The following is a 15,244-nucleotide window of genomic DNA, read 5'->3' on the forward strand; positions in this document are numbered from 1 at the left end:
GCCCGGAATCTGGAGCACATCAGCCCAGTTTTGCCCGCAATCCCACTTGCAGCGGGCCATCTGTGCCAGCGCGATTGTCGAGAATTCTGCGCCAATCGCTTGCCGTAACGTCATTCATGCGTTTAGATTTTTTAACGGCTGTCCGCCAGGCGGGCAACTGCGGGCCGAGGAGAGGCAACATCTCCGGTCACGCCAACACGATGCCGGGGGGCTCATGGCGGTTCGGGAGATCGGCGCTGCGCGCCACAAGTTAGGCAATGGACGTGCTGCGCTTGTCTTGATGACGAGCGTCTCGGTTCTGGCTCTATCAGCGCCCGACGCCTGCGCCGGCGGGTTCTACGCGCCCTATCAATCCGGCGCCGCCAATGCCTCCGCTCTTGCGGGCGCAACGGCCGGGACGGGCGACCCCTCGGGCCTCTTTTTCAACCCGGCCGCCAACGCCTCGCTTCAGGGGCATCAGGTCTACGTGGACGCAAAGGTCTTCCTGCCGGACCTGACGCTCAACGCATCATCGGCGACAACGCCGGACGCCACGTTCAACCAGCCATTACCGCCGGGCAGCGCGTCGGACCTCGCGGACGCGCAGTTCGCGCCCAACGTCTATGCCTCGTTCTCGCTCTCCGAAAGGCTGAAGCTCGGCTTCGCCTTTTCCGGCCCGTTTGCCGCGAAGATCGACGCCGACCCAACGTGGCCGGGGCGCTACCAGCTCACCAGGACAGACATCACCACCTATACCGGAACCATGTCGCTCGCCTACCAGCTCACGCGCACACTGGCGCTCGGTGGGGGCCTGAGCGTGCAGTATGTCGACGGCGTCTTCGAGCGTGTCGAGATCGGCCCGGGTGGCGCGGATTTCATCGGCTACCTGGAGGGTGACGACGTGCAGGTCGGCTTCAATGCCGGCCTCGTGTGGACACCACACGAAGGGACCACGATCGGGCTTGCCTACCGCTCGCAGATGGATCACGGCATTTCCGGCATGGCGGGCCTGCGCGGCTTCCCGCTGGCCGATGCCACCGCGAACTACAACCTCACGCTGCCGCAGGTGGTGTCCCTCGGCGTGCGGCAGGACCTGGGTGAAAGATGGTCCCTGCTCGGCGAAGTCGTATGGCAGGACTCGTCCAGCTTCACCGGCTTCAATATCGCGCTGGGTGCGAGCCTCGTCGCACCGGCTTCCACCGACGTTCGCCCGCAGGACTGGGACGACAGCTGGATATTCGCCATCGGCGCGGAATACCGTCCGGACGCGAACTCGCGCATTCTCTTCGGCATGCACTACGACACCGCCGTGGCCAGTGGCGGCGGAAACACGCTGTCGCCGGACGGCGACCGCATCATGGTGGGCCTGGGATACGAGCGCCGCATGAACGAGCACTTCAAATGGTCGGCACACTACGCCCACGTCTTCTACGAGGACGCGCCGATCAACGTGACGCCGAGTGCCACCAACACGCAAGGCACACTGATCGGCTCGCTTGAGACCGACCTGCACATGTTCGGCATTTCCGGAACCTTCACCTGGTAGGCCACACGTCTGCAATCTGTGAAACAGACCCTTAAGCATTGATGTAAATCGAATATTCGCGAATTTCGTGTCTCCTGACAGCCAAGAATTGGTAACGGGCGCCGGCCAACGGCGACCTCAGGGAATGCTGATGCCGCAAATCACTCGCAAGCGTGTGATCTTCATCCAGACGGTATTCCTCATCGTCATCGCTGCGGCGTTCACGGTGAGTTCGGTTCTGCTTGTGCGCTCCGTCGAGCAGATGCTGGATCGCGATGCCCAGGCGGCCGCCCGGCAATGGGCAGATGCCTTTGCGGTCCAGACACCCGCAATCGAGAACATTCTTCGAGGCGAATACCCGACACCCGAGCAGATCCGCGTCTTCGAGGACATCGCGACCATCGGCGAGGTCTTCCGCTTCAAGCTGTTCGATGCCGAAGGCCGGCTGCGGCTGATTTCCGACGAGATGAAAGATACCCGGACTGCGGACGACACACTCCTGGATCATCAGTCGGAAATCGCGCTGTCCATTCTTGCCGGCGAAACCTACACGGTCGTCAAGGAGGGCAACGGCCAACCAAACCGCCCGGAAATCTATGCCGAAGCCTATGTGCCGTTCATCCAGGATGGTGAGGTCAAGGGCGTCATCGAGGTCTATCTCGATGAAACCGAACGCCGCGCGGGATACGGCGCGACGCTCTATACGATCATCTGGTTTTCCATCGGCCTGACGGTCGTCGCGCTGCTGCAGACCCTGTACACGGCGTTCCTGCAAAAGCGCGAACGCCATTCCGATGAACGCGCGCGGCATCTTGCAAGCCACGATGCACTGACCGGCCTCGCGAACCGAACGGTCTTTCGCACGGCGTTGAAAACCGCGCTGCGCACGGCCCACCTGCCGCGCCATGATGTCGCCGTTCACATGATCGATCTCGACGGCTTCAAGATCGTCAATGACAGGCTCGGCCATGTCGCGGGCGACGAGCTGCTCCGCGAGGTTGCCATTCGCCTCACCAACGCGGCAAACGTCGAATGCACGGTCGCCCGGCTCGGCGGCGACGAGTTCGCCATCGTTCAGCCCGACCTGAATTCTCGTGAGAGCGCGCTTGCCCTGGCGCGCCGCGTGGTCGAAGGCGTTCGTGAACTGCATCATGTCCACGGCTGCGATGTTCAGATCAGCACGTCCGTGGGCATCGCCTTTGCAAGCCATCAGGGCGAAGGCAGCGAACTGAGCGATATCCTCAAGCACGCCGACGCAGCCCTTTACTGCGCGAAGGAAGCAGGACGCGACCGCTACATTCCCTACGAGGCCGGCATGCAGGACGCCCGCGCGGCCTACCAGCGCCTTCGCAGCCACGTCCGGTGGGCTGTCGAGAACCGCGCCTTCGAGGTCGCGTTCCAGCCCCAGCACGACGCCTCCGACGGCAATGTCTGCGGGTTCGAGGCCTTGCTGCGATTGCCGGATGGCAATGGCGGATACATCACGCCGGATGACTTCATCCCGATTGCCGAGAACATGCAGCTGATGCCCGCTCTCGGCGAGATCGTGCTCTACGTTGCGTGCGCCCACGCGGCGCAATGGCCGCAGGACATAAAGGTTTCGGTGAACCTGTCAGCACAGCAGTTTCAGGAAGAGCTCGTTGCGACCGTTGGGGATTGCCTGGCCCGCACCGGCCTCAAATCACAGCGTTTGGAGCTCGAAATCACCGAAAGCCTGTTCATCGGCGACGGCGATATTCCTGCCGTGCGCAAGCAGCTCGACGAGCTCAAGGCACTCGGCGTCAGCATCGCGATGGACGATTTCGGCACCGGCTATTCGAGCCTGAGCTACCTCTGGCACTTCCCGTTCGACAAGCTGAAGGTGGATCGCAGCTGCTTCCAGAACCTCGGGCAGAACGACAACGTCGCCCGGGTGCTCACAACCATCGGCAGCATGGGCCAGTCGATGAAATTGCGGCTCACTGCCGAAGGGGTCGAGACCGAGGCCCAACTGGCTTTCGCAAGGCAGGCCGGGTTTCAAGAGATCCAGGGCTTCTATTACAGCCGCCCCATCCCCGTGGACGAAATCAACGGCTACATCCTGCGCAACAGGGCCGCGATCATGAAGGCTGCCGATGCGTCCGATGATGTTGCGAACCCTGCCAATACGCGCGAACTGACAGCGTAAGGCTCGCGCTGTCCAACGAAATCCACCAAAGGAAAAGCCCCGGCGCGGTGCGCCGGGGCTTGTCGGGTGGAGTGGCCTCCCCGCCCTTGTTTAAGCTGCCTGCTTTTCCAGGTTCGCGATGACGAGGCTCAATTCGTCCAGTCCGCTCAACACGGCCTGGCTGGCTTCATCCAGTTCCTTCAGATGGACGGAGACTGTCGTCTGATCGCCGGAAGCGGCTGCTTCCAGCGCGGCCCTTGCAGCGGCGTGAACCTGCTTGTGCGGCTCGACCAGCGCCATGAAGGCCGGGTGCGCGCGCACCGTTTCGTTCTGGATCCCGTCGTACCACTTGCCGAGCCGGCAGGTGTGGTGGTCCGGCATGTCTGCCGCGGCCCACGTCTCGCGGCCCATGCAGGCATCAATTGTGCGCTGCTTGAAGATGACGTGATCGATCTTGGCCATGTAGCAGAGCGATACGCTGGACTGCGCGTCGAACATCTTCAGCGCGTTGTCGAACAGCTTCTTGGAGCTGTCGCGCATGCCGCCCGCAATCGTGTTCACCAGTTCGTCGTTGCTGGAGGCCTTGCCGGCAATCGCGTCGATATTGGCGGCGATCTCGGAGCTAGTGCCCTGCTGCTGGGTCAGGATGCCGGTGATCTCGCCCATCCGGCCCGACACGCTGGAAACCTGCGAGGCGATCTGGTCCATGCGCTGAAGCACGTCGCCGATGGCGCCCTTGCCGCTGTCGACGGCTGCATTGGACGAGCGCATGTGCGTCTCGATCCGCTCCATGCCTTCGCGCAGCGCGCCGATGCGCTTGGTGATGTCGTCGGTGGCCGACGCCGTCTGGCTGGCAAGCTGTTTCACTTCACCGGCAACGACAGCGAAGCCCTTGCCCGCATCGCCCGCGCGCGCCGCCTCGATGGTCGCGTTGAGCGCCAGCAGGTTGGTCTGCGCGGCGATGTTCTCGATATCGGTGATGATCTGGCCGATCTGGTCGGAGGCGTGTGCCAGTCCTTCCACGCTGTTGGCCGTTTCATCCACGGCCGAGGCAATGTCGCTGATCGAGCCGGACAGCTTGTTGATCTCCGCACTGCCTTCCGACGCCGATTGCTGGCTCTCGCGCGCCTCGTTGGAAACGCAGTCGCTGTTGCGGGCAATCTCGTCGACGGACGCGACGAGTTCGCTCGCGGCAGCCGAGATCGCCTGGCCGTTCGTCGCGACGTCGGTTGAGTTCTGCTGCAGGAAGCTGAGCTGCAGCATGATGTCGTTGAAGGCGACCGCCGTCTCCGACATCTGGCCGAGCGTCTCGATGTTTCGGAGATTGGTCTCGTCGACGGCCTGCGAAAGGCGCTTTTCCTCGTAGCCGTTGAGCGAAATCGTCATGTCGGAGAACAGCCGAACCACCAGCGTCTGCAACATGGCTTCCGCGTCGCCCCCGCCAAGCCGCTTGCGCTTCATCATCATCGGGATGAGCTTCACGATCACCCAGCCATAGGCTGCAATGTACCAGCTCTGCGACAAGCCCACTTCCGCGTGGCGCGTGCCGATCCGGTTTCCGGCGGCGCGCACGTCCTCGCTCACCTCGGCATCGAACAGCGAGAGCCAATGGTTCTGCTGGGCCGACTTGAGCCGCTCGACGGTGCCCTCGCCGCCAAGATGCTGCGCCATCTCCGTTCCGCCGAGTTCGGCGTAGAAGGCTTCGAGAATGTCGTCCATCTGCCCGTGCATCACGTCACGGACCTTGCCCGGCTTCAGATCAGCCGTGGCGGCGTTCTCCAGGAACGCCAATGCATCGTTGAGACCGGAATTCATGCGTCATTTCCCCCGAACACGCTGGGCCCGACAATGCTCGTGGCGTTCTGCGCACCAATTGCTCAATTGTTAGGCAGCCAGCAATTTGACGGTCCGCGGTTAATTTTCGATTAGCCACTTTGACGCTGCGGCACCCGCCCTCAATCCGACACAATCGAGGCGCTTTGAAACGCGCAAGCGGTCCATGGCGCAACACGCGTGGGACTCGCCGCCGGCTGCGGCCCATACGCAGCCTCTCGCATGGCGCGAGACGAGCGCGGCGGAACCGGCCGCCGGTGACAAACACCGGCCGCAGCAAGCCGCCCTTTTTTGAAAAATCTCGATCCGTAGAAAGGGTCAGTTCATGCAGCTTCGCGCCGCCGCTGCCGCCGCAGCACTCCTTATCGTCTCCGCCACATCCGCTTTCGCCGACGGCACCCTCACCGTCGAAGTTACCGCCTGGGACCCGGCCAACAAGGTCCTTACCTTCAATGACCGCACCAAGGTCGGCAATGTGACCGAAGATCTCGGCATGCCCGCAGACGTGAAGCCGGGCGACAAGCTCGTCATCGTCTACGAAGGTGGGGAAGACGGCATCGACCGCATCGTCTCCATCACGCGCCAGTAATCGGCTTCGATACCTGCTTTGCGCGGGTGGGCGACCTGCCTGCCCGCGCCAGGCAAATCTCATTCGCCCGTGAATTCGGCGGGCGAATAGGTTCGCTGCCGTGAGGCGAGAAGGAACCGCACAAGCAGCGGAACGAATCCGAGCATGATCGCCGCGGCGATCACTGTGCCCAGCACCGAGCCTTCCGCGAACACCGCATAGATCGTCCCGCATATGAAGACGAACAGGGCAATGCTGAAAATGGCGGTCGCGACAAGGCCGGCATTGGTTGAGCCGAGACGGTAGTTCACCGCGCCGCCGTGCGACGCCAGCTTCGCATGCAGTGCCTTCATGAACGCGGTGTAGGTGAGATGCTGCGCGTCGAAATTTCCCAGGCTGACATAGGACCGGTTGCTGAGCTTCAACGGTTTGCCATGCTTCCTCGTCAGAACGGCATAGACCACCGGGCCGACGCTCGCATCGGGCCAGGACGACAGCCGGACACCGCGGATATCACGGTACGCGACTTCTCCCGCGCGCCCGGCATCGTCACGCCACACGAGCGCTTCGTCTTCAAGAAGATATGTCGTGGGCCGCGCGAGGATATTGAAACGCTGGGAATAGCTGGTGTCGCTCATGCCGGCAGATTGACATAGGTACCGCCGTGCGGTCACGCTCGCGCCCAACAACAGAATAGGTGAGGCAGCGATGGCCCCGACAGCAAAGCCCAAACCGCTCATCATTGGTGACACGCGGATTGATCGTATCGTGGAGACGGTCGGCGGCTTCTTCCCGGCCCGCGAATTTTTCCCCTCCCTGACGGATGAATTCCTGGAAGAGCACCGCGAGTGGCTGGAGCCGCGCTTCATCGATTCCAACGGCAACGTGATCCTGTGCTTCCAGAGCTACCTGGTGCGCACGCCGCGACACACGATCCTTGTGGATTCCTGCGTGGGCAACGACAAGCCGCGCCCCATGCGCCCGATGTTCAACATGTTCAAGCTGGATGCTTGGGAGAAGGGGCTGGCCGCGCTCGAGGTAGGGCTGGCCGATATCGACTTCGTCATGTGCACGCACCTGCATGTCGACCACGTCGGCTGGAACACGAAGCTCGAAAACGGCCGCTGGGTGCCGACCTTCCCGAACGCCCGCTACATCTTCTCGCAGACAGAACTCGACTTCTGGACCAAGCGCGAAACCGACGACCCGGAGCTTTGCCCGTGGATCACGGATTCGGTGCTGCCTGTCGTGGCTGCGAACCGGCACCAGTGCGTTGCCAGTGACCATGAATTCGATGGTGCCCTGCGGCTCACGCCGACTCCGGGCCACACCATCGATCATTTTTCGGTGGAAGTCGGTGGCCGCCAGCCCGATGCGATCATCGGTGGCGACATGGTGCACTCACCAATTCAGGTGCTGTTTCCGGATACGGGCATGTTTTCCGACTACAGTTCCGAGCAGGCAGCGCAGACGCGCCGCGCCCTCTTCGACCGGATCTGCGACACCCCGACACGGTTGTGCACGGCCCATTTCCATGAGCCGTCCATCATCCGTATCACGGGCAGAAACGAGGCCGGGTATGACTGGGAGTATGACGCCGAGTGAGCGCTGACGCATCACCCGGCATCGAAGTCTCGTAGGCTCTAGGCCGCTGCGACCCGTTCCAGGAACCGGTCGATCGTGTCACGTAACCGCGTGTTGCGGTCGCTGACAGCTTCGGTGCGCTCGGTCAGCCGCTGCGTCGCTTCGAAGGTCTGGTCGACACCGGCGCCAAGCGTCACCATCTGCGCATTCACCTCGTCCGTCCCGTGCGACGCAGACTGGACCGAGTTGCTGATCTCGATGGTGGCGGCACCTTGCTGCTCGATGGCAGCCGCGATTTCCTCGGCGAACTGGCGCGCCACGTCCATCCTTGAAGATATGAGTTCGATAGCGCCGACGGAGGCGGCGGTCGAACCCTGGATTTCCGTGACGAGCGCGGAGATTTCGCCAGTCGCATTGGCCGTCTGGTTGGCGAGGTTTTTCACCTCAGCAGCAACGACGGCAAAGCCCTTGCCGGCTTCGCCTGCGCGCGCCGCCTCGATTGTCGCGTTGAGCGCCAGCAGGTTGGTTTGCTCGGCAATGGCCTCGATCAGCCCGAGAACGTCGCCGATGCGCTGGGCAGCACTCGACAGGGCATTCACCTTCTCGGTCGTGTCGCGGGTCGCGGTGCTGGCATCGCCCACCGCATCCGACGCGCTCTGCGTCTTTCCGCGAATGTCGGCGATGGTGGCGGCGAGTTCTTCCGACGCGGATGCAACGGTGGACACGGCAACCGCCGCGTTGTCGGCAGCGGTGCGCGTCGAGACCGCGGTTTCGCGCGCCGACGTGGCTTCGCCGCCCAGTTCGTCGGTCACGGCGCGCATTGTCGCGATATCGTTGGCGACATCGACGAGTGCGGTTTGAACCTCGGCGCGGAAATCCGCGATCAGTCGTGACACTTCGCCCTGGCGATGGTGTTCGGACTTGGCTGCGGCATCACTCTTGGCCGCCAGTCCCTCGGCATCCAGCTTGGCTGCGTGGGCCTCGCCGGTGGCGAGCGAAGCATCGGCCATCGCGTGAACCAGGCGGTTCGTCATCCACATCAGGAACGTGGCCTGCACGACGAGGATCACCGCGTGCAGCACGACCCGCAGGAAGTTTGCCCCTTCCGGGAAGACGGCCAGCGGGAGCGCGAAATTGAGTGACAGGTGATGGACCGCCACCACCGCCGCATTGACGACGATGGCACGCCAGTCGCACCAGCCGGCGACGACGGCGAGCGTCGCGAAGAAGTACATGTGGACGTCGAGCTGGTAGACTTGGCCGGTTTCCGCCGCAACGACCAGTGCCACCAGCACCGCGGCACTGGCCGAGGACGTGTAGCGCACGAGCGGCGAGGAGCCGCTCTTTCGCCAGATCAATGTCGGCAGCGCGGCGCAGGCAAACGCCAGCACGGCGACGGACACGGCCATCGGCAAGCCGTTGTAGAACGACAGCCCCGCGGCAATCGCGGCATTGATCCAGATGAAGCCGAAGAAGAAGGGCGCGAAGGCATCGCGGACGCCTGTCACCCCGTCTGCCGGGGTCGTGGCCGAAGTCTCACTCATGCTGCTTGTTCCGTTTTTGGGGGTTCTGTCGTCAGGCAGGCGCGGGCGATGGCGGCATCAGCCACCAGAACGGCACCGCTTGCATACAGGCGTGAGACACCGGAGCGGTCGACTGCGGCAAGAATGGCAACCCGCCCGTTGCTTCCCACGGCGACCACATCAAGCCGGGCAGCTGCCGCGGCGCGCATGGCGTCGCCCTGTTCGGCCCAGGGGGGCATGAACACGGCCACCTGCGCACCGTCGCGCGGCGCAAGTGCCAGGATACCGGCCATGCCGACAAGAACACCGCCAAAGGCCAGTGCCTGCCACATCGCGCGTGATTCCGATGCCATTCGTGCTTTCCCGATGCCTAACGTAAGCGCCGACTATGCACCCGCATCCTTTCCGGCGGCTTAACGGCGCTGCAGCACCGGCAGCAAAACTGAAATAATTACAGCTATTTGACGTTGAGACAGATTGGTATTTCCGCATGAACGGCCAATGAACGCCCGCTTCAGGCACGTTTCAGGGCGCGCATGTTTGTCTTGGGTCCAACGCCGGGAGACCCGTTGCTTCCCGACCTCAAGACAACGCAGCCCTTGCACCCGAATGCGGAGACCAACACATGACCAGACGCAAGTTCACGGCAATGATCCTGACCGGCACGGCGCTCGCCAGTGCCGCGGTCATTGTCCCCCACACGATCGCAGCGGGCCAGGCGGGCGCGTTTCGACTGACCGCATTCCAGCAACTGGCAAGAGACCAGAACGTGATGACCGAAGATGCAATGTCGAACCTGTCGGGCGAATGGCAGCTCACGCATCTGGCCAGCTACGGCGCCGGCCTGAACGCGGTGGACGAGAGTGTCACCGACCGCTCGCAGATCGTCATCGGCCCGGACGGTGCGTTCAACGGCACCGTAGGCTGCAACCGCTTCGGAACCAGCTTTGACCTGAAGGGCGAGGCCATCGCCTTCGATGGCGTGATGTCGACCCGTAAGGCTTGCCAGGGCCCTGTCTGGGATGCCGAACGCAACCTGTTCGCAGCGCTCAATCGCGCCGACACCCACAAGCTTGAAGGCGGCGTGCTGACGCTGCTCGACGCAGCGGGCAACGAGATCGCCCGCTTCACCCGGACCTGAACCACCGGACGAGACTTCCCCCGAGAGGCAACACTTGAGGACCAGATCGATGTTCAAGAAACTCATGACCGCCGCTGCCATCGCGGCTTCGACCCTCGCTCTCACCGCCACGGCGAATGCTGCAGAGGTGTTCGCGCTGCAGTCAGTCCACAGCGGCAAGTACGTCTCTGCCGGCGGCGATGGCTATCTCGCGGCCACCCAGCCGAGCGCCAAGACCGCGCTGAAGTTCGACATGGTGCGCGTCCAGGCCAACCAGGTCGCATTCCGCGACACCCGTTCGGGCAAGTACCTGCGGGCCGGGGTCAGCCGCGGTGCCCTGCTGGCTGTCACTTCGAATCGGGTCGCGGGCTGGGAAACGTTCCATATGCGCGCCAACGGCGGCAACCTGACGCTGCGCTCCGCTCAAAACGGCAAGTACGTTCGCGCCGGCGTTGGCCGCGGGTCGAAACTGGCGGCCGTGTCAGACCGTGCCGATGCGTGGGAAACCTTCCGCCTCGTGCGCATCCACACCTCCAGCGCAGCCCGCGCACCGCAGCAGCGCCAGCCGCAGGCCGGCGGGTTCGAGCTTGGCGGCACGTGGCGGCTCGGCATCCTGCGCGACAACCAGGGGCGCCTGTCCCACCTCGACAATGCAGCCTCCGGCGCAACGCGGGTCGTCATCAGCTCGCGCGGCAATGTGTCCGGCACCGGCGGCTGCAACAGCTTCGACACGCGCGTCCAGCAGCCGAGCCGCGCCGCCGTTCGCTTCGACCGGGTCACCTCGACCAAACGCCGCTGCGGCGGATCGGCGGACACCTACGAACGCGGCATGTTCAATGCCTTTGCCGCATCCCGCTATTTCGCCCGGCAGAACGGCAGCCTGTTTCTCTACGACGGCAACGGTCAGGAGATTGCCCGCTTCTACGGCGGCTGAACCGCAACCCGGTCCAGAACGACAAAAACGGCCGCGCATCGCGCGGCCGTTTCGTGTTGTCAGGTCATGAGCGGGATAAGCGCCCGGTGCCGCGAAAAATCCGGCAGGCCTCAAAGAGGCGAACGGCGCGGCACCGGGGCTCCCCTCAGACGAATTACTTCGCGGTGATGACCTTCATGATCAGCTTGCCGTCTTCCTTGATGGGGCCGTCTTCCTTGGCACCGAGCGTGTACTCGAACTCGCCCTTCTTCATGCCACCATCTTCGCCGTGGACCATAAGCATGAGCATGTCGCCGGAAGCGACATCTTCATCGAGGTCGGCAGAAACGTTCTCGTTCTTGCCTTCCTTGATCCAGGCATGGCCGACGACCGGACCCGGCTTCATGTCTTCACCTGTGCGGTGAACAACGAGCCAGCCGTCCTGGGTCGTGTTGATTTCCGTAGCAGTCACCGTGCCGCCGGACACGTCCTGGTCTTCCGCGCTCACCGAGAGGTGATGCATGGCGAAGGCCGAGGTGGTCATCAGGGCACCAATGGCAGTTGCTGTCAGAATGCGTTTCATGGGGGAACTCCTTCCTTGAAGGCGCCGTTCGGCGCTGTTGGCGCGCGAGGGGTCGCGCGCGCGTGCGCCGCGAGAGTCTTTTGTTCTCATCAGCACCCATGAAGGAACGAGTGCCCTACATGGAAAGTTTCACCCCCGAGCAGATATTTCGAAAAACTTTCTGCCGCCCCGCAATCGCTTGTTGGATTGGGAAAAAGACAAGCGTTTTCAACGCATCAACGAGGTACTCCATGCAGATCGATATCCAGACAGTGAAGGCGCTCATCATCAAGGCGCGCGCCATGGCCGGAAGCGAAGGTGTCGTCAATCCGGATCCGGGCTCCAACGGCGTGGACGACGGCTTCAGAACGGCGCTGCAGGATGGTGACGGCGACGACATGTACTCTGTCGTATCCGAAAACCTGCGCGGGCTGAGCCGCGGCGAGCAACTCGACCTTCTCGCGCTTCTCTATATCGGCCGCGATGACTACGCGGCGGAGGAATGGGATACCGCGCGCAAGGCAGCCGAGGACGCCGCCCATAGCGACATCCCCGAACAGCTCGTCTCGCAGCCGCTCCTGGCAGAGCACATCGCCAACGGGCTGGTGGCGGTGACCGGTGAGACCGTTATCGGATCCTGAGCAATTGATGTCCCGCGCCGCGGTTATGCTGCCGGCGCGGGGTTTCACCTTGGTGCAAGTGAGCAAGCACGAAAAAGGCCCGCACTGTCGCCAGTGCGGGCCTTCGCTTGTTCAGGCTCTAGACCTGAAGGCTGTCGCGATTAGTCGGCTGCCGGCTTGGCGCCTTCCTCACGGCTCTCCTTCTGGTAGTTCTCGTCGCCTTCCTTCGGCTCATCCGCCGACGGATTGGTCGTCGTGTCATTGACGGTCGGCTCGCCGGACTCACGGTCTTCCTTGGGGAAGTCCTTGCCTTCTTCGGCTTCGTTGTTGGACGGATCGGCCGTCTCGTCGTTGACGGTCGGCTCGCCCGACTCACGGGCATCCTTCGGATAGTTTTCACCCGAACCGTCGCTGGTCTGTGCGGTCTGCGTCGTAGCAGACTGCTCAGCAGTCGCTGACTGGTCGGTGTCGATCTTCGGCGTATCGCTGAGCGCCAGCGCCGGGGCGGCAAAGGCCATGGAGGCGGCAACGGCGAGCGTGGAAACGGTGAACTTCTTCAACATGATGAACTCCTTGGGTTCTCGTGAACTTGCGGGGTGTGGAATTGAATTCCCATGTCATCCCAACGGCTGCACCCAAGGCCCGTTCCATCTGAACGGTGAAGAAAAATATTATATTTTTGAAGGATTTAGCGGAACCAAATTCACACATGCCAAAAGTAAATAGGCGGACGTAAGGGAAGGCAGATTGCCTGTTCGCGATTATCCCGGAAGGCTTGCCTGCTCGACGTCGATCCGGCGGTAGCGGGACTCCACGAACGAGTAGACGGCAAATGCGACCAGCCCCAAGCCCATGACCGCCATCAGGATCGAGCCGGCAGGCAGACCCTCGATGAAGCCGAGTGCGTCCTTGAGGCCGGGAGGATCACCGCTCCCGCCGTCCGCGCTCAGAAAGCGGTAGAAGGACATGACGGCGAGGACAAAGAAAATGAGACCGCGGGCCCCGAGTCCGGCCATGGCAGACCCGTCCACGAGCCATTGCGCTTCGGACGGTGCCTGGATGTGATCGTTGTAGCGCCGCGTCGCCGCCTTGTAGACGTGGGCGACACCGACACCCGCAAAGCAGATGGCCAGCACCAGCGACACATAGTGGGCACCGATGAAACCTGCGATGTAGTCGGCGACGCCGCCGCCGCCACCCCCACCGCTGTCCGATGAAAAGACACCGAGCCGCGAGAGCGTGTAGATCGCCAGTATTGTGTAGGTCATGGCGCTCACGAACAGCCCCGCGCGGATGACGAGACCCTTCACGTCGAACCCGTGTTCGTCCGCGTCCAGAAGCGACTGCACCAGCCGCCACGCCACGTAGCCCGCAAGGCAGACCGTGAGGGCAAACAGGATGGTACGGCCGAAGGGCTGGTTGAGGAGCCAGTCGATCACCTCGCGGCTACCCGCCTCCTGACTGCCGGAGAAACCCGCGATCACCGCGAATATCCCAGCAAACAGGTAGACGAGCCCTCGACCGCCATACCCCGCGCGCGCCAGCGGCTTGAACCATGTCCGTGCCTTTTTCATAGCTCAGGTCTCCGATTTGCCGAGGTCGGGGCTTTGCCCGCGACGGCGGCTGCTGAGGTAATGCGCGGCGAGCCAGCATAGGCTTGCCCAGGCCGCACCAAGCGCCCATCCGGCCACAACGTCGCTCGGCCAATGCACACCAAGATAGACCCGGCTCGATCCGATCAGCACGCCGGCTGCAATGGCGCAACCGATGACCAGTCGCCGCAGTTTCGCACGCGGGATGAAGCGCACCGCAACGGCGGCCATCACCAGATAGGAGAGCATGCCAACGGTCGCATGTGCGCTTGGAAAGCTGGATGTGAATGTCTGCGAGAGGTGTTCCACGACATCCGGGCGGGGGCGCTCGAAAATCCATTTCGCCGCCTGCGCGACGAGTGTTCCGCTTGCCAGCGAGCCGATCAGGAACAGGGCCGCCTCGCCGTGCCGCTCGGTGATGAGCACCAGTAACAGGGCGGTGCAGACCAATCCGATCACCGTGAACGAACCCAGCGAGGTGACGTCGACGAGAGCGGCCTCGAACCAGGGCGGGCCGAGGGGATCGTCCGGCGCGCTTCTCAGGGCGAGGATGATGCCGTGGTCGAACGTGCTCAGCATGTCGTTGCGCATCAGCACGGAGAGAAGCGCGAACATCCCGAAACCACCGATGACAATGCTCCAAAGAAGGTGCACACGTGGATGGTAGTGCCCTGCGTGGTCGAAGGGCCTTCGGTCGCTCGCGGTTCGGTCAGTCATCGCTTGCCAATGCGCCATGTCACGAAGGGTTCCCGGCGACGCGCGCCGGCCAGATAGCAGGAACGCCCGCCCCGGCAATGCGGAGCGGGCGTTCCGTCGTTTCAGTCTATCGACTGACGCGATGAATTACATCGTGTCGTCAACCTGATCCGGATTGTTCTTGGCCTGCATCTCTCGGGTGCCCTCGGTCAGGGGCTTGTCCGCATCGTCGTCGGCCATGGTCGCCATGTTGGGATCCGTCGGCTCACCAGACTCACGGGCTTCCTTCGGATACTCCTTGCCCGGCTCAGCGGACTCAGGCTGGTCGGCGCTCGGGTTGACGGTCTCCAGATTGACCTTCGGGGTCGACTCGTCATCCAGCGCGTACGCCGCGCCAGGGATCGCCAGTGCTGCGGTCAGAGCCAGAGCAGAAATCATTTTGCGGTTCAACATAGTGTCTCTCCTTCGCGGCGAAGGGGTGAATGGGGGGTTCGACCTTCGCCTTGCACAACCAACGGGCCGCCCTGAGAGTCGTTCCTGATTTTTTGCGCCGCAGCGATCACAGGTTTTTGAGTCGTGAGAC

16 protein-coding genes are annotated in these 15,244 nt (G+C 63.0%); 7 read left to right on the forward strand and 9 right to left on the reverse strand.

Annotated features, from left to right (window positions below):
• Positions 1–280: 280 nt before the first annotated feature.
• Together ACKTEK_RS11060 and ACKTEK_RS11065 are read left to right on the forward strand one after the other, a co-directional pair.
• On the forward strand, positions 281–1,525 hold the full coding sequence (locus ACKTEK_RS11060) for an OmpP1/FadL family transporter (RefSeq protein WP_409165351.1): 1,245 nt from the start codon (positions 281–283) through the stop codon (positions 1,523–1,525).
• Positions 1,526–1,655: 130 nt separating this feature from the next.
• On the forward strand, positions 1,656–3,671 hold the full coding sequence (locus ACKTEK_RS11065; protein ID WP_409165352.1) for a putative bifunctional diguanylate cyclase/phosphodiesterase: 2,016 nt from the start codon (positions 1,656–1,658) through the stop codon (positions 3,669–3,671).
• Positions 3,672–3,761: 90 nt separating this feature from the next.
• Here the strand turns inward: ACKTEK_RS11065 and ACKTEK_RS11070 are convergent, their stop codons facing one another.
• Positions 3,762–5,465: a methyl-accepting chemotaxis protein gene (locus tag ACKTEK_RS11070; protein ID WP_409165353.1), complete on the reverse strand. Its 1,704-nt coding sequence runs from the start codon at positions 5,463–5,465 to the stop codon at positions 3,762–3,764.
• 343 nt (positions 5,466–5,808) lie between these two features.
• On the opposite strand from ACKTEK_RS11070, the gene ACKTEK_RS11075 reads away from it, so the two are divergent.
• On the forward strand, positions 5,809–6,072 hold the full coding sequence (locus ACKTEK_RS11075; protein ID WP_409165354.1) for a hypothetical protein: 264 nt from the start codon (positions 5,809–5,811) through the stop codon (positions 6,070–6,072).
• 59 nt (positions 6,073–6,131) lie between these two features.
• Here the strand turns inward: ACKTEK_RS11075 and ACKTEK_RS11080 are convergent, their stop codons facing one another.
• Entirely contained in the window at positions 6,132–6,689 is a 558-nt protein-coding gene (locus ACKTEK_RS11080; RefSeq protein ID WP_409165355.1) for a hypothetical protein, read from the reverse strand.
• A gap of 70 nt (positions 6,690–6,759) precedes the next feature.
• Between ACKTEK_RS11080 and ACKTEK_RS11085 the strand changes: the two genes are divergently transcribed.
• Complete coding sequence (locus ACKTEK_RS11085) at positions 6,760–7,656, forward strand: MBL fold metallo-hydrolase (protein ID WP_409165356.1); 897 nt, start codon at positions 6,760–6,762, stop codon at positions 7,654–7,656.
• 38 nt (positions 7,657–7,694) lie between these two features.
• On the opposite strand, the gene ACKTEK_RS11090 is transcribed toward ACKTEK_RS11085, so the two are convergent.
• Together ACKTEK_RS11090 and ACKTEK_RS11095 are read right to left on the reverse strand one after the other, a co-directional pair.
• A complete protein-coding gene (locus ACKTEK_RS11090) occupies positions 7,695–9,179 on the reverse strand; it encodes a methyl-accepting chemotaxis protein (protein WP_409165357.1) in 1,485 nt (494 codons plus the stop codon).
• Positions 9,176–9,490 (reverse strand): hypothetical protein, encoded by a 315-nt coding sequence (locus tag ACKTEK_RS11095; protein ID WP_409165358.1) that lies wholly within the window; start codon positions 9,488–9,490, stop codon positions 9,176–9,178. Before ACKTEK_RS11095 ends, ACKTEK_RS11090 begins: the two co-directional genes overlap by 4 nt.
• A gap of 293 nt (positions 9,491–9,783) precedes the next feature.
• Here ACKTEK_RS11095 and ACKTEK_RS11100 point away from each other — a divergent pair, with 293 nt between their 5' ends.
• Both ACKTEK_RS11100 and ACKTEK_RS11105 read left to right on the forward strand, forming a co-directional pair.
• Entirely contained in the window at positions 9,784–10,299 is a 516-nt protein-coding gene (locus ACKTEK_RS11100; RefSeq protein ID WP_409165359.1) for an META domain-containing protein, read from the forward strand.
• Positions 10,300–10,348: 49 nt separating this feature from the next.
• Positions 10,349–11,212 (forward strand): META domain-containing protein, encoded by an 864-nt coding sequence (locus tag ACKTEK_RS11105; protein WP_409165360.1) that lies wholly within the window; start codon positions 10,349–10,351, stop codon positions 11,210–11,212.
• 154 nt (positions 11,213–11,366) lie between these two features.
• Here the strand turns inward: ACKTEK_RS11105 and ACKTEK_RS11110 are convergent, their stop codons facing one another.
• Positions 11,367–11,774 (reverse strand): hypothetical protein, encoded by a 408-nt coding sequence (locus tag ACKTEK_RS11110; protein ID WP_409165361.1) that lies wholly within the window; start codon positions 11,772–11,774, stop codon positions 11,367–11,369.
• Positions 11,775–12,004: 230 nt separating this feature from the next.
• Between ACKTEK_RS11110 and ACKTEK_RS11115 the strand changes: the two genes are divergently transcribed.
• Complete coding sequence (locus ACKTEK_RS11115) at positions 12,005–12,394, forward strand: DUF3775 domain-containing protein (protein WP_409165362.1); 390 nt, start codon at positions 12,005–12,007, stop codon at positions 12,392–12,394.
• A 140-nt stretch (positions 12,395–12,534) separates the two neighbouring features.
• Here the strand turns inward: ACKTEK_RS11115 and ACKTEK_RS11120 are convergent, their stop codons facing one another.
• The 4 genes from ACKTEK_RS11120 to ACKTEK_RS11135 all read right to left on the reverse strand — a co-directional run bounded on the left by ACKTEK_RS11120 (position 12,535) and on the right by ACKTEK_RS11135 (position 15,114).
• Positions 12,535–12,936, reverse strand: coding sequence for a hypothetical protein (locus ACKTEK_RS11120; protein WP_409165363.1), 402 nt, complete (start codon positions 12,934–12,936; stop codon positions 12,535–12,537).
• Positions 12,937–13,134: 198 nt separating this feature from the next.
• Entirely contained in the window at positions 13,135–13,947 is an 813-nt protein-coding gene (locus ACKTEK_RS11125) for a DUF1206 domain-containing protein (protein WP_409165364.1), read from the reverse strand.
• Positions 13,948–13,950: 3 nt separating this feature from the next.
• Positions 13,951–14,580 (reverse strand): phosphatase PAP2 family protein, encoded by a 630-nt coding sequence (locus ACKTEK_RS11130; RefSeq protein WP_409165365.1) that lies wholly within the window; start codon positions 14,578–14,580, stop codon positions 13,951–13,953.
• Between the two features lie 228 nt (positions 14,581–14,808).
• Positions 14,809–15,114 (reverse strand): hypothetical protein, encoded by a 306-nt coding sequence (locus ACKTEK_RS11135; protein WP_409165366.1) that lies wholly within the window; start codon positions 15,112–15,114, stop codon positions 14,809–14,811.
• Positions 15,115–15,244 lie beyond the last annotated feature (130 nt).

This window comes from Tepidamorphus sp. 3E244, assembly GCF_046159835.1.
Lineage (GTDB): Bacteria > Pseudomonadota > Alphaproteobacteria > Rhizobiales > Tepidamorphaceae > JACKJK01.